Here is a 16,312-nt window from a genome sequence, read left to right as displayed (position 1 = left end):
CTCTTAAGAATTACACAGCTCAAGAACATTTTTCTAATTATCATAGTTAAAATGCAATTCAAAGAATCTATTATTTTGATGAAAAGTGGTAAAACCAGATTACTGCTTCTAAAACTGTAGATTCCCGCTTAGCTTTGTAAAAATGGGCTGTTCAGAAATATCAATGGGCGATTACCTAATGTTTAGATTTGAGAAAATTTTCAAAATTAGGATCCTCCTATTGTATAAATATCAACTATATGGTACAAAATAATGACGCATAAGCATTTTCTTATTTACAAACCTTTTAAAATGGTCAGCCAGTTTATTTCCAATGATAGACACCAGAAAAACAAGCGATTTCTGGGAGAATTATTTGATTTTCCAGAAGGTTGTATGGCAGTAGGGAGACTGGATGAAACCAGTGAGGGTTTGCTGATCATTACGACTGATGGTAAGCTGAGTCATACCATTAACAACTCGGCTGCGTTTGTTAAGGAATACTACGTGCAACTGGACGGCGAAATTACCGCTGAGGCCATCGAGCAATTAAAAAACGGAGTTGAAATAAGCGTGAACGGTAAACAATATCTCACCAATGAATGTCCAGTTAAAAAGTTGAGTAAAACTCCACTTTTACCACAAACATCTCAAAGAATAAGAGATGACCGGCACGGCCCTACCAGCTGGATTTCTGTAATTTTAAACGAGGGAAAATTTAGACAAGTACGTAAAATGACAAGTGCTGTAGGATTTCCAACACTTAGGCTCGCAAGAGCAAGAATTGCAAATTATAGCATTGGTAATATGAAGTGCGGAGCGGTACTAGAACTTGATGATGATAAATTGAGAGCTATTTAGCTCTTGATTACAATCATGGTGGCCTTCACACCAGCAGCCAGGTTCCATACGTTTTTTGAAATAACCTCGCCCTTAGTATTCATAACCTTAAACTCGGCAGTATTAGGGCCTGATGAGCCTTGATTTAAGGCTTCAATCTCTAGCTTGTTAAATCCTGGTTTTAAATTGATGGTAAACCCTTGAAACACATTTCGCAGGTAAATTCTTTCAACTAATACTACACCATCGAGCCACACCCTAACAAGGTCACCATCTTCATATTGATGGTCGCGGCAAACCATTTCAAGAACATTTTCTCCTGTACGTATCTCGCCTAGAAAAGTATCGCTTCTAAAACCGATAGCATTCCCGTTATCCTTAAAAAATTTCTGCTTTTTAAATTGAACCCCTGGATCTAGTAAATCCGTGTCGGTTCGCATGCTTACTTGAGGACGTTCACTCGTTCTAGAAAAAAACGGAGTGGTTTCCTTTTCTTTTTTTGGAAATAGTATAGAACCTCCTTCTTCCGTTTGTGGTACGGGATTGACCTTTTTATTTGAAGAACGCGGCGTCTCTTGTGCTCCAGCACAAAGGCCAATTAAAAAAGTAAAAAGTAGCAACGCTTTTTTCATACTTTAAATGTAGCAAATTCCTTGCCCAATTTATTTTAGCTTTGAGAAGCTACTTATTGGACCATTAAAACCTGATTTAGTTGCATAGAGATATATGATATTTTCCGCTTTCGCGAAAGCGGAAAATTCTACTATTACCAAACCCTAACTCAATCGCTGTATATGTGCACCGATGCGTTTGAGACGGGTATCGATATTCTGATAGCCACGATCTATCTGTTCTATATTATGAATGGTACTCGTTCCCTGTGCGCTCAAAGCAGCTATTAACAAAGAGATCCCTGCGCGAATGTCTGGCGATGTCATTGTCGTTGCTTTTAAACTAGACTTAAAATCATGACCTATTACTGTAGCACGATGTGGATCACACAGGATAATTTTCGCTCCCATGTCGATCAATTTATCTACAAAAAACAAGCGACTTTCAAACATCTTTTGATGGATTAAGACACTGCCTCTCGCTTGTGTCGCAACCACAAGCACGATACTCAAAAGGTCTGGTGTAAATCCTGGCCATGGCGCGTCAGATATGGTTAAAATAGAACCATCTATATAACTCTGGATTTCATAGCCATCTGTATGAGCGGGAATATAGATGTCATCACCACGACGTTCTAAGGTAATTCCCAACTTCCTAAATGTAGATGGAATTAAACCCAATTCATCATAAGCTACATTTTTGATTGTAATCTCACTTTTAGTCATTGCCGCTAGACCTATCCAGCTCCCTATTTCTACCATATCTGGTAAAATGCGGTGATCTGTTCCAGAAAGCTCATCCACTCCTTCAATTGTGAGGAGATTAGAACCGATTCCTTTAATTATCGCCCCCATGCGCACTAACATTTTACATAGCTGTTGCAAGTAAGGCTCACAAGCGGCATTGTAAATAGTGGTGGTCCCCTTTGCCATGACTGCGGCCATAACTATGTTTGCCGTTCCCGTTACTGACGCCTCGTCCAGCAACATATCGGCTCCCTTCAGTTCCTCCGCCTCTACTCCGTAAAAATATTCCTCTCGATTATAGCGAAATTTCGCTCCCAACTTTATAAATCCTTCAAAGTGAGTATCTAAGCGACGACGACCAATTTTATCACCACCAGGACGAGGAATATATCCTTTGCCAAAACGAGCGAGTAATGGGCCTACTAGCATGATAGATCCTCTCAAACCGCGTCCTAAAACTTTATAATCTTCAGACTGCAAAAAATCCAGATCGATTTCATCTGCTTGAAAAGTGTAGGAACTAGATGTGTTCTTTGTAACCTTTACTCCTAGGTGACTTAATAAGTCGATTAATTTATTGACATCAATTATATCTGGAACGTTGTCAATTTTCACTGGCTTTGCTGTCAGTAAGACCGCACATAAAATTTGCAGTGCCTCGTTCTTTGCGCCTTGTGGCTGTATATCTCCTTTAAGGGCTTGACCGCCTTCAATAATAAAAGTTCCCATGTGTAATTTAGGTTTGGTTTTTAAAAATAAGAATCTATACTATTATGACGGGAATTATAGAACACTAATATTCATAATTAGTAAACATTGAAATATCGCCGCCACTGATTTTACTCTAAGCAATTAACTAAACTAAAAAAGACAGCCTTTAGGCTGTCTTTTTTAAATCAAGCAGACAGCTGTTAGTTGCGTCTGCGTCTATTGTTTGAGTTATTATTGCTGTTGCTACCGTTGCTGCGGCCTCCTTTTTTAGAGCGACCACGGTTATTGTTATTGGTAGTATCTCGACGAGTACTTGTATTGCGATAAATTAAGTCTTTAGATGCAAGTAAGTCTTCATCCTTAGCTGCTAGATTAATTTCACCTTCACTCAATTCAAATAAATGTTTAAAAATAACAGAATCATCCACAGAATCCTTATTCCAATTCAAGAAGGATTTCTTCATGTGATTAGCTATGATAAAGGTAAGTGCTTCACGCTTCTCTCCTTTTTCCCATGATGTAGCAACATTAATCATGCTCTGGATGTTATTGCCGTAGAACCTATATCTAGGTTTCTTTTGTGGGTAAGGCATGCGAGGCGGGTGAGCATCAAGATCTTCCTTCTTAGGTAATGGATAAGGAGAATCAACGTCCAGATCAAACTCTGCTATAACAAAAAACTGATCCCATAATTTATGTTGGAAATCTGCAACATCCCTCAAGTGTGGATTTAGATTTCCCATGACGCCTATGATAGCATTTGCCATGCGATTGCGTTCTTCCTTAGTTTCAAGGGTCTTACAGTGCTCGATCAGCTTCTGTATGTGGCGACCGTATTCAGGAATATTAAGCTGATTACGCTCTGTGTTGTACTCTAATGATGATATCAAAATGAAATGTAATTCTTATTGTGAAGTGTTGCAAAATAAACAAAAAGCTGTTAATCTCTTAAAAATAATTGATAATTGCATAAAACACCTAAAGAGAAATAACTCCTTCTACCTTTGAAACCTCTAAATATTTCTCAACAACGGCTTCGGGATTTCTCATTTTAACCATTATTGATATGCTCGTATATTTTCCCTTACTGGATTCCTTTTTATTTATAACAGCACCTAGGTTGTCAAACAAACCTTCAATCTTGAGAATCTTATCACGTTCTGACGGGACAATAAATTTATAAAGGTATTTTGCTGGCCACAAACTGGTGTCTGCGAGCTGTAATTTGAGCTTTTTATAAAACTCTTCTGATTTAGGATCGTTCATAATTGCAATAACTTGTGCAAATATAATCATCGTATGGCGGCTGCACTAGTGCTGGATTTAGTTAATTTGTAGTATGAATCAAGTAACAAGAATTTTATTGATAGGTGGTCCGGGCTCTGGAAAAACTACTTTAATAAACGCCATAGAAAAGTTAGGTTATACAGTACATCACGAGGTCTCAAGGGACATTACGCAAAAAGCGCAAGAGCAGGGAATCCAGCAGTTATTCCTGGATGACCCCATGGCATTTAGTAACGAGCTTTTGCAACGCAGGATACAACAATTTCAGGAAGCAGAGAATTCCATCCACTTCTACGATCGTGGTATTCCTGATGTTCCTGCCTATCATAAATTTACAGGAGATCCCATACCACAGTCCTATAGAGATGCTTGTTTAAATCATAAATACGATCAAGTTTTCTTCTTACCACCTTGGAAAGAAATATACCAAAGTGATAATGAACGCTATGAATCCTATGATCAAGCCGTGGAAATAGGTAAAATTTTAACCGATTACTATGAGTTTCTAGGATATACGGTCAATATAGTATCAAAACTACCCGTAGAACAAAGATTGGAAAGCATACTAGCTACTGCAGGTCTTGATTGAAGAAGCTAAAAATATATTGCGCAAGGTTTATGGATATGAGGATTTTCTACCCCTTCAGGAAAAGATTATCCACAATGTTCTGCTTCAAAAAAATACACTAGCATTACTTCCTACCGGTGGTGGAAAATCACTTTGTTATCAAATTCCAGGATTGCAAATGGATGGTATTTGCATCGTTGTATCACCATTAGTAGCCTTAATTAAGGATCAAGTCGCACGGCTTAAAAAGCAAAATGTAAAAGCGATGGGTATTACGGGAGCAGTGCGCTACAACGATCTAGACGACATGCTCGATAATGCCGTCTACGGAAATTATAAATTTCTTTACCTAAGCCCTGAACGCCTACAACAATCTTTAGTACAAGAACGGCTTACTAAAATGAAAATAAACCTCATAGCAGTGGATGAAGCGCATTGCATTAGTGAATGGGGTCATGATTTTAGACCTGCATATCGTGACATTGCATTATTGAAAAAGCTGGTGCCAGATGCCCCAATTATAGCCTTGACAGCTACTGCCACCCAAAAAGTACAGAGTGATATTTTACAAAATCTAGGGATTAAAGAAGCCAACGTTTTTAAAAATAGCTTCAAAAGAGATAATATTGCCTATAGAATTCTAGATACACCTGATAAAAGAAAGGCCATAATTCAGTTCTACAAAAGCAAACCAGAAAGTTCAATAGCATACGTGCGCAGTCGTAAGAATAGTATAGAGTTTGCCCATTTATTAGAACACAATAACATAAAAGCGGCATTTTATCACGGTGGACTTAACCACAAGTTGCGAGATCATGCCATGAAACAATGGATGAGCAATCAAACCACAGTTATGGTTGCTACAAACGCTTTCGGGATGGGAATTGATAAGCCAGACGTGCGCAGTATTGTGCATTTACAACTGCCTGATAGTATTGAGAGTTACTTCCAGGAAACGGGTCGCGCTGGTCGAGATGGCAACTCGAGTGTTGCACAGTTTATCTATAACATTAATGATCTCAATCACGCCCACAACCAGTTTATTAAAGGCCTTCCTACCGTAACCTTGTTAAAAACCGTTTATCGCAAATTGAATAGTTACCTTCAAATTCCCAAAGGTGAGGGGTCTGAAACTTCCCATTTTATTTCATTTTCAGATTTCTGCCGCGCCTATGGCTTTAATGGAATTACTAGCTACAATGCCTTGATGGCACTAGATCGGTTTGGTGTAATTTCTATGTTGCAGGATATTAAAGGAAGAACAAGTTTACGCTTTCGCGAAAGCGGAAAAACAATCCTCAACTTCACAAAGAATGACTTAGTGGCAAGTTCCATCCTGCAGGCTTTAATGCGCACTTACGGAAGCAGTCAGAATCAAGATCTATCCATTAATTTAGGCCTAATTGCCCTGCGGAGTAATACCACAGAAAAAAAAGTGATTGAAATCATTGAGAAAATGGTGAAGCTAAAACTAGTAGAAGCCCAACTGAGTACGGCAGATACTCAAATTACTTTTCTGGTTCCTCGAGAAGATGATCGCACCATTAACAAGTTTTCTAAGGCACTGGAAAGCCAGAATAAATTGAAAGAATCAAAACTTAACGCGATGATGCAGCTGGTTCAAAATAAAGACGAGTGTATTCAAAATTTTATTCTTGATTATTTTGACGAGCCTAAACAAGCACCCTGCGGGAAGTGTTCTATTTGCAATCCCAAACAACCCAAGGTTATAAATCTGGATGAAATCTTACTTTTGCAACAGCTAAGAAATCCTTTGGGCTTTGAAGAAATTCACTCTTTTTTTGACGCAGATAAAACCCAACTTACAAAGGTGTTGAGAAACCTACTGGAGCGTCACAAAATTTACATTACAAACGACAATAAATACCATATCAATGAGTAAGCCTTTAAACATTGTATTCTACGGAACTCCAGAATTTGCTACGGGAGTGTTGAAAAAATTAAACGAATCAGTTCACAACATCATAGGGGTGGTCACAGCACCTGATAAACCAGCAGGTCGTGGTCGCAACCTGCAACAGAGTCATGTAAAAACGTTTGCACAAACTCACGATCTCAATATTTTACAACCTACTAACCTCAAATCAGCAGAGTTTCATCAAGAACTTGCTGCTTTAAAGCCGGACGTTCAAGTGGTGGTTGCCTTCCGCATGTTGCCTAAAGAGGTCTGGTCACTATCTTCCATGGGGACGTTTAATCTCCATGCCAGTCTATTACCACAATATCGAGGTGCTGCCCCAATAAACTGGGCAATTATCAATAGAGAAGAAAAAACCGGAGTTACCACCTTCTTTATAGATGAGAAAATTGATACCGGTGCTATCATCGATCAAGTAAAAAGCAATATAGAAGAACAGGAAACTGTGGGAAGCCTTTACGGTAAGCTGATGGAGCTGGGCTCAAACCTATGTTTAAAGACCGTAAATGACATTTCCAACGGCGATGTACAAACAACCATACAAAAAGAGACACAAGGTTTAAAAGACGCTCCTAAACTAACCATAGAAAATACTACCATCGATTTTAATCAAACAGCAGGAAATGTGGATGCGATGGTAAGGGGATTATTTCCGTTTCCTGTTGCAAAAGCAATCCTTGAGGATGACAAATCACAAACGGTAAAGATATACCAAACCGAAATTTTAAGAAGAGCGCATAAAATGAAACCTGGAAGTATTGTGGTAGAAAATGGCAAAATTAAGGTCGCCTGTAAAACAGATTTTATAGAAATTATAGAGTTGCAATTGCCCAATAAAAAAAGAATGAAGGCATCAGATTTGTTAAATGGGTTTCAATTCTCTCCGGACGCTAGATTTGGCGTGGCCTAGCGATAAAGTGACGTAATTAACAGATATTTATTAACAATTGTTCAAGGTTATAAACAATTTTTCTCATTTCTCGCTCTAATCCTTGCGTGCTAGCAGAATCCGTATAAATTTGTTTCCACGTTTTAGTTTAACCAACATTAATTTAAATTCTATTATGAACAAAACAGATTTAATCGAAGGAATGGCAGAAGCTTCTGGTATTTCAAAAGCAGCTGCAAAAAAAGCATTAGAGTCTTTCTTAGGTAACGTAGAAAAGTCTCTTAAAAAAGGTGACCGTGTATCTCTAGTAGGTTTCGGATCTTTCTCAGTTTCTAAAAGAGCTGCTCGTGAAGGAAGAAATCCTCAGACTGGTAAAACCATCAAAATTGCTGCTAAAAAAGTAGTGAAATTCAAAGCAGGAAGCGATTTACAGAAAGCTGTAAATTAATTACACCTCCCGTTAAAATCAAACCCGTTTCTTTCCGAAACGGGTTTTTTTATTATTCATTTTAATTTAAAGAGAGAAATCCATAAATTTATGTTAATTGCTAATTTGATTTTATTAAGTTTAAGGACTGAAATTTACATATGAACACACTTGCTCCTGAACGCGGCAAATTATTAGTTTCTGAACCTAGAATTATAGGCGATGTATCTTTTTCAAGATCTGTTGTGTTGTTGACAGATTTTAATGAAGATGGAATCGTCGGTTTTATAATGAATAAACCACTAGATTACAGCTTAAGCGAACTTATTCCAGAGATTAACCAAAAGTTTGAAGTTTATGATGGAGGTCCTGTTAGCCAGGATAATTTATATTTTTTGCATCGCATACCAGATCTTATACCTAACTCTCATTTAATACAAGATGGAATCTACTGGGGTGGTGATTTTACCACGGTAAGCAGATTGATTAATGAAGATAAGATCAAAACAGAAGATATCAGGTTCTTTCTAGGCTATTCTGGATGGGAACATGATCAATTGCAGCAAGAATTACAGTCTAGATCCTGGGTAGTAATTGATAATGAAGATAGCGATAAAATTCTTTCTGACCACATGCAGGACATTTGGAAGAATAAAATGCGTGATTTAGGGAACGGCTATGAAATATGGTCAAATGCTCCTGAGAATCCCAGCTATAATTAGGAGAACAACTTTTTATTAAAAAAGGTTCTCAATTCTTCACCAGTTGTTTGCTCAAATTCCTTTTTGCGATACTTTGTTATATTTTTTATTCCTTGAATAACATTGGTGGAAAAAAGTTCGTCCGCTCTTTGTAACTCAAAAGGTGTGATGCTCTCTTCTATTACCTCATAATTAAGCATACGTTTGAGTTGGGTCATGACTTGTTCCCGCATGATTCCATTTAAACATCCATCTTTGAGTGGTGGTGTCTTGATAGTTCCCCCAGTACGCAAGAATAAATTTCCAGAAATGCTTTCTACCACCATTTTGTTCTGGTTGAGCAACAACATATCGTCGTAGTCATTTTCAGTTTTGTAAATACCCGCCAGAATGTTTACGGTTTTTGTGGTGGTCTTCAGATTGCCCAACATTCCCAATGGAAGTAAGTGATCTTTAAATAATTCCACCTCATTTTTACCCTCTGTTTCAAAAACCTTATGTAGCGATGTCATTTCTATACTATAAGAAATAGTGCTATCCATTGGGGTATATAATCCACCTGTATTGCGCCATACTGTGATTCTTAACCTACTGTGAGGTGAGCTGTCCTTTGTTGCTTTTTGAAGTTTTAGAATCTGTTCTTCAAAAAATTCTGGAGTAAAGGATTGCGGGATTTCCATGCGCAAGATGCGCATACTAGACATAAGCCTAAAATAATGCGATTCATAGAAAATAGCTTGTCCGTCCAGACACCGCATAGTTTCAAAAACGCCATCCCCATAATAGGTACCACGATTATTGAAAGCTATTGTAGCTTCCTCACTCTCTATCAATACGTCGTTCAAAATTACCATAAAAAAATGCCCTGAAATTCAGGGCACAAATTTAATTCTTATATAATGGTCTATCTAGAACCCAGCACCTTTTTTAGCTCACTTATCTGGTTGTCCCAGAACATCTTTTGTTCTTCTACTTCTTCCTCATCATCACCAAAGTCTGTCACCATCAAAGAAACGTCCTTTGTGATTTCATCAACTTCAATACGCAGTTCGAAATATTTTTTAGTATCCTCATCATAATCCCATTGGAATCTTGCACGCTCCTCGCTTACACGTTTAATGATTTTGGCTTTTTCTTCCTGGCCATCCCAGATAAATCTGAAATATTCACCACGACTGTTTACATTATCAGCAAACCATTCTGACATACCAGAAGGTGTTGCGATATATTGATATAATAAAGCAGGTGACACTTGCACAACAAACTCTAACTCAAACTTAATAGGATCTTGCATTAACTTAAATCTTTGACGGCAATATAATGCAAACCTTTGAAGCGTTTAAATTTAATCGAATGAAAATTTTAGCTGATTAGTATTTGGTTATAAATGGATTTTAAAACTATATTTGCAGCCGCTTAAACAACCAGCTGTTTAAGTTGAAATGGCGTGGTAGCTCAGTTGGTTAGAGCGCAGCACTCATAATGCTGAGGTCGGCGGATCGTGCCCGCCCCACGCTACTAAAAAACCTTCCAATTTTGGAAGGTTTTTTTATGCTTTGATAGTTCCTCTTTTATAAAAGCGGCTTTAATAAAACGGAAACTCAACTGTCGGATCGTTACTTTATCGATAAATACAGTGCCTAAAAGGGCTCCATCACATTTATAATAGGAAGCCTAAACTTTATTCAGCAAATCTTTTCAAGAGATCTTCAGGAGACAAGGTTTCCTGCTCACCTGTTTTCATATGCTTGAGTGTGAGTTTTCCAGCTTTTATTTCATCCTCACCGGCAAGAATCACAAATGGGATCTCATTCTTATCCGCATAGGTCATCTGTTTTTTCATCTTTCCAGCATCCGGGAATAATTCTGTTTTGATTCCGCTTTCGCGAAAGCGAAACATCCATTCCATACAATAATTAGCCTCTGCTTCACCAAAATTTATGAATAAAGCCTGCACGCCAGCTTTCACTGTTTCTGGAAAAAGATGGAGCTCTTCCAACACTAAATAGATGCGATCTAATCCAAAACTGATTCCCACACCGCTCATATCCTTCATTCCGAAAATACCAGTAAGATCATCATAACGTCCACCACCACTGATACTTCCTATGTTTACACCCTGTGGAGCAGAAACTTCAAATATGCAACCTGTGTAATAATTAAGACCGCGAGCAAGAGTTATATCTAGATCCAGATGAGCCGTTTTCATCTTGAGAGTGGTCAGTTTATTTTTTATAAATTCCAACTCTGCAATACCTTCCAGTCCAATAGTACTTTCTGAAAGTAAAGATTTCATCTGGGTTATTTTTTCCTCGAAAGATCCTGAAAGCTCAAATACAGGTTGTAATTTTTCAATCGCTTGTGGATCGATTCCTTTATCAAGCATTTCTGTTTTAACCTGCTCTGCTCCTATTTTATCTAGTTTATCCAGCGCTACTGTAAAATCTATGAGCTTATCCTCTGCTCCCATCATTTCTGCAATACCAGCAAGAATTTTACGATTATTGATTTTTATGGTACAGCCATTCAGTTTTAAATCGGTAAAAACATCATCAAAAAGTTTGATGAACTCTACTTCCTGCAGGAGGGAATCGCTACCCACAACGTCTGCGTCACATTGCGTAAACTCACGGAATCTTCCTTTTTGTGGACGGTCTGCTCGCCACACATTTTGAATTTGATAACGCTTGAACGGAAAAGCAATTTCATTTTGATGTTGAACCACATAACGTGCAAACGGCACCGTCAAATCATAACGTAAAGCACGGTCGCTGATTTTTGAGGTGATGACACTTTCATTTTTAGAGGATAATAATTCGTCGTCTACCTTGTCTAGAAATGCACCATTGTTCAAAATCTTAAAGATCAATCGATCTCCTTCCTCTCCATATTTCCCTAAAAGTGTTTCTGAATTCTCAAAACTGGGAGTTTCAATAGGCATAAATCCATAAAGTTGAAATCTATGTTTGAGAATATCGATGATATATTGCCGACGTTCCATTTCATTAGGACTGAAATCTCTGGTGCCTTTAGGAATAGATGGTTTTTGTGCCATGATGTGGTTTAAAGCTGCAAATATAAAACCTTGCTATTAGATGTGACTGGAAGTATGACTAAAACTGAGAGGTTAGAAAGCAGGCGAGAACTAATTTTTAAACCTTTAAATTTAGGGCTCATAACTGTAACGTTATAATTGATAAATAGTCAAATAGAGCATGATAGGATTATTTCGCGAAAATTTAAGTATTGCACAGCAAAGCATCAAAAGCCAGTTGTTGCGTACGATTCTTACTGTATTTATTATAGCCATAGGAATAACAGCATTAGTAGGAATATTGAGTGCTGTGAATGCTTTAGAACGCACATTAAGCAGTGGTTTTTCAGATATAGGAACAAACACATTTAATATCCAGAGGTATTCTCTAGGTTTCCAGCGCAATGGTGGTGGAGAAGTTCGCAAAATAAATCCAGTCGTAGATTATACAGATGTTCGCGAGTTTGAGCAGAATTACAATTTTCCAACCTCACAGGTAGGTGTCTCTTTCCAAGCTACTTCTCAAGCGGAAATTAAAAGCGAGGATCGTAAAACAAAGCCAAAGGTTATTGTGTCTGGCGTTAATGAAAATTTTATTGACAACAGCGGTACAAAAATCCTGGAAGGTCGTGGTTTCTCTATTACAGACATAGGAAATAACAGTCGTGTTGCGCTGGTCGGAAGCGATATGGAAGACGCCCTTTTTCAAGGCTTGAATCCCATAGGACAAACAATAAGCATACGTGGTAATAAATTCACCGTGATAGGACTGCTGGAAGAAAAAGGTTCCACGTTTGGAAATAATGTGGATTTACGGGTGTTGATTCCCATAGGAGTTGCTCGCAGTATTTACACCTTGCCCAACATTAGCTATGATTTGAGTGTAAAAGTGCTGGACCAGCAATTAATGGACAATGCTAGAGATAAAGCAGTTCTTTTAATGCGTAGCATACGCGGTTTAACACCGTTGGAAGAAGACAATTTTGGAATTGTACAGCGGGATGAATTGATGTCATCAGTTGATGAAATTAGCGTAGCTCTCAATGCAGCCGCCATAATTATCAGTGTTATAACAATATTCGGTAGTTCTATAGCATTGATGAATATCATGCTCGTTTCTGTAACAGAACGTACTCGAGAGATAGGAGTCCGCAAAGCACTGGGCGCAAAGCGCAGCACTATTTCCTGGCAATTTTTTATGGAAACCCTATTGATCAGTCAATATGGTAGCTTGCTGGGAATTATTTTAGGAGTTTTAATAGGTTATGGTGTTTCAGCAGGATTTGAAATTCCATTTATGATACCCTGGACGGCCATCATTCTCGCAACGATTATTTCCATTCTGATTGCCATTTTCTCTGGAATTATTCCTGCGATTAAGGCAGCGAAATTAGATCCTATCGAGGCATTGCGTTATGAGTAATATCATTACAACAATCTACAAATCACCCGTTGGTGAAATAACCTTAGGCGTTTTTGAAGATAAGTTATGCATGTGTGACTGGACTTATCGCAAGCAAAGAGAAGCTGTGAATAAACGAATAGAAGTTACTTGCCAGGCAGAAATGATTACTGGGACCCATGAGTTGATCGACCAAACCATCTATCAATTAGATCGTTATTTCACAAAAGAGATTCAAAAGTTTCATTTGCCCATTCTTCTGTGCGGTACGGAGTTCCAAAAAAGCGTGTGGAATGATTTAGTAGAAATCCCATATGGTGAAACGATGTCCTATAGTTCGCTTTCGCGAAAGCGTAAAAACCCTAAAAGTATAAGAGCTGTGGCAGCTGCTAATGGAGCAAATGCCCTATCTATAATAGTCCCATGCCACCGTATTATAGGTGCAGATGGCGCTTTAACTGGTTATGCAGGAGGTCTGAGAGCAAAGCAAGCATTGCTAGACTTAGAAGGAATAGACCTTTCCCACGGACAGCAATCGTTATTTTAAAATTCAGATTTCCGTTTTCCCATTTCAAGAAGGTCATCAAAATATCTAAATAAATCACCTTTAGTAATCACTGCACCAGATTCTATAAGCTTGAATTTATCTAGGTTCTTGTCCTCTCCATAAGCTTTTGCGGCGGTGAATATTTTCACCTCTTCATCGAGAAGATTGTTCTGCAACCATTTGTAACCAGTTGCGGTGGTAATGTCAATTTTATCGTCTCCTACGATAATAGAAATCAACCCCATATCCTTTTCACGCAGCTCAAAAAGATTCATGGTATTCGTACTGATGTGTTCTAAAAATCCTGCTTTTGAAAGTACACCTTCCCAAACGAGATCAGAGAAGACATCAATTTCCTCTTCTGCAACTTCAGGTTTATTGGATTTAATCTCTTGCCATTCCGTAGCGGTAATAGTTTGAGTTGCCAGAAAATTAATGAATTCTGGTTGTAACTCCTCTAACTGTTCTTTAGTAAGTCTTCTATACTTCATATTATGGAATAAAAAAGCCGTTCCAATAATGGAACGGCTCTGTTATAATTACGTTTGAATTAACCTTTAAGGCCTACTACTTCAAAAGTGAAGATTGCTTGAACCTGGCGGTGAAAACGAATTGTTGCTTCATACTGGCCTAATCTCTTGATGTTACCACCAGCGACAGTTATGTATTTCTTATCGATTTCAACACCTTCTTTAGCTAGAGCGTCAGAAAGATCTGAAGTTGTTACAGAACCAAATAGTTTGTCACCTTCACCTGACTTTACAGCCATCTTAAGGTCCATTCCATTCAATTTATCTGCCTGTGACTGTGCAGCCTTGATATTAGATTCTTCTTTGTGAGCACGTTGCTTCACAGTTTCAGCAAGTTGCTTTTTAGCTCCAGGAGTTGCCATTACAGCTTTTCCTTGAGGAATCAAAAAGTTACGTCCATAACCAGCCTTAACGGTAACGAGGTCGTCGGTAAAACCTAAATGATCTACGTCTTGTTTTAGTATAAGTTCCATTATTATAGTCTGATTAAATTATTTTAAAAGATCTCCTTCAAACGGCATCAAAGCGATGTGTCTACATCTTTTGATAGCAACTGCTGCCTTACGTTGATACTTCAATGATGTTCCAGTTAAACGTCTAGGAAGAATCTTCCCTTGCTCGTTTACAAGTCCCATCAAGAAATCTGGATCTTTATAATCTATGTATTTAATACCGCTACGTTGAAAACGACAGTATTTTTTACGCTCTTGAGTCTCGATCTTTAAAGGAGATAGGTAACGTATGTCACCATCTTTTTTTCCTTTAGCTTGTTGTTGTAATGTTGCCATAATTAAGCTTGAGATTTTTTAGACATTCTACTTCTTCTTTTTTCTGCCCACTCGATAGCATATTTATCAAGTCTAACAGTAAGGTATCTCATCACTCGCTCGTCACGACGGAATTCGACCTCATAGTCATTGATTACTTCACCTGGAACGGTAAATTGGAATAAGTGGTAAAATCCACTCTTCTTGTTGTCGATTGCATAGGCCAATTTTTTTAGGCCCCAATCTTCGCTAGCTACCATTTCGGCACCACGTTCAGTAAGGAAATTCTCAAACTTCTTTACTGTTTCCTTTACCTGATCATCAGATAAAACGGGATTCAAAATGAAAACAGTTTCGTATTGATTCATGTTACATTAATTTAAAAACGAGTGCAAAAATACTCTTTTTCTATTATCTACACAACAATATTTTGACATAGCTATTATAGTGCTGTTTCAAGTACTTAGAAATCATTAGTTCGATATAAAAACTCGATTTATCGATAAAACGTGCTTTGTATTTGCATTACATCGATAAAGGTATTAGTATTGTTTGTACTTAATTCGTTTTCACATATGACCGATACTTTACTCAAATGTTTTGTTGTTGATGATTCTAGCATTCAACGACTTGCTATCGTAAAACTAATAGAAAACCATCCAAATTTAAAACTAATAGGAGAATATAGCAACGCTATTGAAACCAAAACCGCCATTAAAGATGCTGGTGTTGACCTCATCTTTCTAGATGTGGAAATGCCTATTCTTACTGGTTTTGATCTCTTAGATGATATCACAGAAAAACCAGGGGTAATATTTGTAACCGGTCAGACAAAGTATGCCTTTAAAGCCTTTGATTATTCGGCTATCGATTATTTGCAAAAACCTATTAAAAAAGATCGTTTTCTTTATGCAGTGGAAAGAGCACTTCTCGCTCACAAAATGCGTACAGAAATGGTGGAAGATAAAGGCGAATTCATATTTGTAAAAAGCAATTTAAAAAAGCGTAAAGTATATCTAAAAGACTTGAAGTTTATTCAAGCATTAGGAGATTATGTAAAATTAATTACTGAAACCGAAAGCTTAGTAGTTCTTTCCACCATGAAATCCTTTGAAAAGCAATTGCCTCCAGAGGATTTCTTACGCATTCACAAATCATATATCGTCAATTTGAGACGGGTAGAAAAATTCAACTCAAAAGCAGTGGAGCTGGACTCAGAAGTTCTACCTCTAAGTCGTAATCGCAAGGCTGATTTGATAGAAGCGCTCTCACAATTTTAGAATTTTGACAATCTATAATAGAAACCTGTCCATTGTGGCAGGTTTTTTTTATT

20 protein-coding genes and 1 tRNA gene are annotated in these 16,312 nt (G+C 37.8%); 10 read left to right on the top strand and 11 right to left on the bottom strand.

Features of this window, described 5'->3' with window-relative positions; all coding sequences use genetic code 11:
• Nucleotides 1-252: 252 nt before the first annotated feature.
• A complete protein-coding gene (locus IQ282_RS03030; RefSeq protein WP_194850427.1) occupies nt 253-840 on the top strand; it encodes a pseudouridine synthase in 588 nt (195 codons plus the stop codon).
• Here IQ282_RS03030 and IQ282_RS03025 read toward each other — a convergent pair.
• The 4 genes from IQ282_RS03025 to IQ282_RS03010 all read right to left on the bottom strand — a co-directional run bounded on the left by IQ282_RS03025 (nt 837) and on the right by IQ282_RS03010 (nt 4,184).
• The gene (locus tag IQ282_RS03025; RefSeq protein ID WP_194850426.1) at nt 837-1,451 is read right to left on the bottom strand and encodes a hypothetical protein; all 615 of its coding nucleotides are present in this window, start codon (nt 1,449-1,451) and stop codon (nt 837-839) included. The two genes, IQ282_RS03030 and IQ282_RS03025, sit on opposite strands and share 4 nt — an antisense overlap.
• Before the next feature lie 144 nt (nt 1,452-1,595).
• The gene (murA, locus tag IQ282_RS03020; protein WP_194850425.1) at nt 1,596-2,906 is read right to left on the bottom strand and encodes a UDP-N-acetylglucosamine 1-carboxyvinyltransferase; all 1,311 of its coding nucleotides are present in this window, start codon (nt 2,904-2,906) and stop codon (nt 1,596-1,598) included.
• Between the two features lie 182 nt (nt 2,907-3,088).
• Nucleotides 3,089-3,778, bottom strand: a complete 690-nt coding sequence (locus IQ282_RS03015) for a DUF4290 domain-containing protein (RefSeq protein WP_194850424.1) — start codon at nt 3,776-3,778, stop codon at nt 3,089-3,091.
• Nucleotides 3,779-3,866: 88 nt separating this feature from the next.
• A complete protein-coding gene (locus tag IQ282_RS03010) occupies nt 3,867-4,184 on the bottom strand; it encodes a DUF493 family protein (RefSeq protein ID WP_394355191.1) in 318 nt (105 codons plus the stop codon).
• A gap of 43 nt (nt 4,185-4,227) precedes the next feature.
• On the opposite strand from IQ282_RS03010, the gene IQ282_RS03005 reads away from it, so the two are divergent.
• The 5 genes from IQ282_RS03005 to IQ282_RS02985 all read left to right on the top strand — a co-directional run bounded on the left by IQ282_RS03005 (nt 4,228) and on the right by IQ282_RS02985 (nt 8,720).
• Entirely contained in the window at nt 4,228-4,764 is a 537-nt protein-coding gene (locus tag IQ282_RS03005) for an AAA family ATPase (RefSeq protein ID WP_194850423.1), read from the top strand.
• Nucleotides 4,757-6,646: a RecQ family ATP-dependent DNA helicase gene (locus IQ282_RS03000; protein ID WP_194850422.1), complete on the top strand. Its 1,890-nt coding sequence runs from the start codon at nt 4,757-4,759 to the stop codon at nt 6,644-6,646. The genes IQ282_RS03005 and IQ282_RS03000 overlap by 8 nt, the downstream gene beginning before the upstream one ends.
• A complete protein-coding gene (fmt, locus tag IQ282_RS02995; RefSeq protein WP_194850421.1) occupies nt 6,639-7,592 on the top strand; it encodes a methionyl-tRNA formyltransferase in 954 nt (317 codons plus the stop codon). Before IQ282_RS03000 ends, fmt begins: the two co-directional genes overlap by 8 nt.
• 154 nt (nt 7,593-7,746) lie before the next feature.
• Nucleotides 7,747-8,019, top strand: a complete 273-nt coding sequence (locus IQ282_RS02990) for an HU family DNA-binding protein (protein ID WP_194850420.1) — start codon at nt 7,747-7,749, stop codon at nt 8,017-8,019.
• Between the two features lie 140 nt (nt 8,020-8,159).
• Entirely contained in the window at nt 8,160-8,720 is a 561-nt protein-coding gene (locus IQ282_RS02985) for a YqgE/AlgH family protein (RefSeq protein WP_194850419.1), read from the top strand.
• On the opposite strand, the gene IQ282_RS02980 is transcribed toward IQ282_RS02985, so the two are convergent.
• Nucleotides 8,717-9,553: an aminotransferase class IV gene (locus IQ282_RS02980; protein ID WP_194850418.1), complete on the bottom strand. Its 837-nt coding sequence runs from the start codon at nt 9,551-9,553 to the stop codon at nt 8,717-8,719. The two genes, IQ282_RS02985 and IQ282_RS02980, sit on opposite strands and share 4 nt — an antisense overlap.
• A gap of 50 nt (nt 9,554-9,603) precedes the next feature.
• Nucleotides 9,604-9,993: an START-like domain-containing protein gene (locus tag IQ282_RS02975; protein ID WP_194850417.1), complete on the bottom strand. Its 390-nt coding sequence runs from the start codon at nt 9,991-9,993 to the stop codon at nt 9,604-9,606.
• Nucleotides 9,994-10,143: 150 nt separating this feature from the next.
• On the opposite strand from IQ282_RS02975, the gene IQ282_RS02970 reads away from it, so the two are divergent.
• Nucleotides 10,144-10,217: transfer RNA gene (locus IQ282_RS02970), tRNA-Met, on the top strand.
• Between the two features lie 163 nt (nt 10,218-10,380).
• On the opposite strand, the gene hisS is transcribed toward IQ282_RS02970, so the two are convergent.
• Nucleotides 10,381-11,754: a histidine--tRNA ligase gene (hisS, locus tag IQ282_RS02965; RefSeq protein WP_194850416.1), complete on the bottom strand. Its 1,374-nt coding sequence runs from the start codon at nt 11,752-11,754 to the stop codon at nt 10,381-10,383.
• A 160-nt stretch (nt 11,755-11,914) separates the two neighbouring features.
• Between hisS and IQ282_RS02960 the strand changes: the two genes are divergently transcribed.
• A complete protein-coding gene (locus IQ282_RS02960; protein WP_194850415.1) occupies nt 11,915-13,156 on the top strand; it encodes an ABC transporter permease in 1,242 nt (413 codons plus the stop codon).
• Nucleotides 13,149-13,682, top strand: a complete 534-nt coding sequence (locus IQ282_RS02955; protein WP_194850414.1) for a methylated-DNA--[protein]-cysteine S-methyltransferase — start codon at nt 13,149-13,151, stop codon at nt 13,680-13,682. Before IQ282_RS02960 ends, IQ282_RS02955 begins: the two co-directional genes overlap by 8 nt.
• Here IQ282_RS02955 and IQ282_RS02950 read toward each other — a convergent pair.
• The 4 genes from IQ282_RS02950 to rpsF are packed head-to-tail and all read right to left on the bottom strand — an operon-like array spanning nt 13,679 to nt 15,347.
• Complete coding sequence (locus tag IQ282_RS02950; RefSeq protein WP_194850413.1) at nt 13,679-14,173, bottom strand: DUF6495 family protein; 495 nt, start codon at nt 14,171-14,173, stop codon at nt 13,679-13,681. The genes IQ282_RS02955 and IQ282_RS02950 overlap by 4 nt on opposite strands.
• Nucleotides 14,174-14,232: 59 nt before the next feature.
• Nucleotides 14,233-14,685: a 50S ribosomal protein L9 gene (gene rplI, locus IQ282_RS02945; RefSeq protein WP_194850412.1), complete on the bottom strand. Its 453-nt coding sequence runs from the start codon at nt 14,683-14,685 to the stop codon at nt 14,233-14,235.
• An 18-nt stretch (nt 14,686-14,703) separates the two neighbouring features.
• Nucleotides 14,704-15,000 carry a 30S ribosomal protein S18 gene (gene rpsR, locus IQ282_RS02940; RefSeq protein WP_194850411.1) on the bottom strand — a complete coding sequence of 99 codons (297 nt, stop codon included), beginning with the start codon at nt 14,998-15,000 and terminating at the stop codon, nt 14,704-14,706.
• Between the two features lie 2 nt (nt 15,001-15,002).
• The gene (gene rpsF / locus IQ282_RS02935; RefSeq protein WP_194850410.1) at nt 15,003-15,347 is read right to left on the bottom strand and encodes a 30S ribosomal protein S6; all 345 of its coding nucleotides are present in this window, start codon (nt 15,345-15,347) and stop codon (nt 15,003-15,005) included.
• 207 nt (nt 15,348-15,554) lie between these two features.
• Here rpsF and IQ282_RS02930 point away from each other — a divergent pair, with 207 nt between their 5' ends.
• Nucleotides 15,555-16,259 (top strand): LytR/AlgR family response regulator transcription factor, encoded by a 705-nt coding sequence (locus IQ282_RS02930; protein WP_194850409.1) that lies wholly within the window; start codon nt 15,555-15,557, stop codon nt 16,257-16,259.
• Nucleotides 16,260-16,312 lie beyond the last annotated feature (53 nt).

The sequence above is a fragment of the Nonlabens antarcticus genome (assembly GCF_015356755.1).
Taxonomy (GTDB): Bacteria; Bacteroidota; Bacteroidia; order Flavobacteriales; family Flavobacteriaceae; genus Nonlabens; species Nonlabens antarcticus.
This window is presented reverse-complemented; position numbering and strand designations above follow the sequence as displayed.

Coding starts and splice junctions, on each gene's coding strand:
- IQ282_RS03030 (WP_194850427.1), top strand. CDS start 253: ATGACGCATAAGCATTTTCTTATTTACAAACCTTTTAAAATGGTCAGC.
- IQ282_RS03025 (WP_194850426.1), bottom strand. CDS start 1,451: ATGAAAAAAGCGTTGCTACTTTTTACTTTTTTAATTGGCCTTTGTGCT.
- murA (WP_194850425.1), bottom strand. CDS start 2,906: ATGGGAACTTTTATTATTGAAGGCGGTCAAGCCCTTAAAGGAGATATA.
- IQ282_RS03010 (WP_394355191.1), bottom strand. CDS start 4,184: ATGATTATATTTGCACAAGTTATTGCAATTATGAACGATCCTAAATCA.
- IQ282_RS03005 (WP_194850423.1), top strand. CDS start 4,228: ATGAATCAAGTAACAAGAATTTTATTGATAGGTGGTCCGGGCTCTGGA.
- fmt (WP_194850421.1), top strand. CDS start 6,639: ATGAGTAAGCCTTTAAACATTGTATTCTACGGAACTCCAGAATTTGCT.
- IQ282_RS02990 (WP_194850420.1), top strand. CDS start 7,747: ATGAACAAAACAGATTTAATCGAAGGAATGGCAGAAGCTTCTGGTATT.
- IQ282_RS02985 (WP_194850419.1), top strand. CDS start 8,160: ATGAACACACTTGCTCCTGAACGCGGCAAATTATTAGTTTCTGAACCT.
- IQ282_RS02980 (WP_194850418.1), bottom strand. CDS start 9,553: ATGGTAATTTTGAACGACGTATTGATAGAGAGTGAGGAAGCTACAATA.
- IQ282_RS02975 (WP_194850417.1), bottom strand. CDS start 9,993: ATGCAAGATCCTATTAAGTTTGAGTTAGAGTTTGTTGTGCAAGTGTCA.
- hisS (WP_194850416.1), bottom strand. CDS start 11,754: ATGGCACAAAAACCATCTATTCCTAAAGGCACCAGAGATTTCAGTCCT.
- IQ282_RS02960 (WP_194850415.1), top strand. CDS start 11,915: ATGATAGGATTATTTCGCGAAAATTTAAGTATTGCACAGCAAAGCATC.
- IQ282_RS02955 (WP_194850414.1), top strand. CDS start 13,149: ATGAGTAATATCATTACAACAATCTACAAATCACCCGTTGGTGAAATA.
- IQ282_RS02950 (WP_194850413.1), bottom strand. CDS start 14,173: ATGAAGTATAGAAGACTTACTAAAGAACAGTTAGAGGAGTTACAACCA.
- rplI (WP_194850412.1), bottom strand. CDS start 14,685: ATGGAACTTATACTAAAACAAGACGTAGATCATTTAGGTTTTACCGAC.
- rpsR (WP_194850411.1), bottom strand. CDS start 15,000: ATGGCAACATTACAACAACAAGCTAAAGGAAAAAAAGATGGTGACATA.
- rpsF (WP_194850410.1), bottom strand. CDS start 15,347: ATGAATCAATACGAAACTGTTTTCATTTTGAATCCCGTTTTATCTGAT.
- IQ282_RS02930 (WP_194850409.1), top strand. CDS start 15,555: ATGACCGATACTTTACTCAAATGTTTTGTTGTTGATGATTCTAGCATT.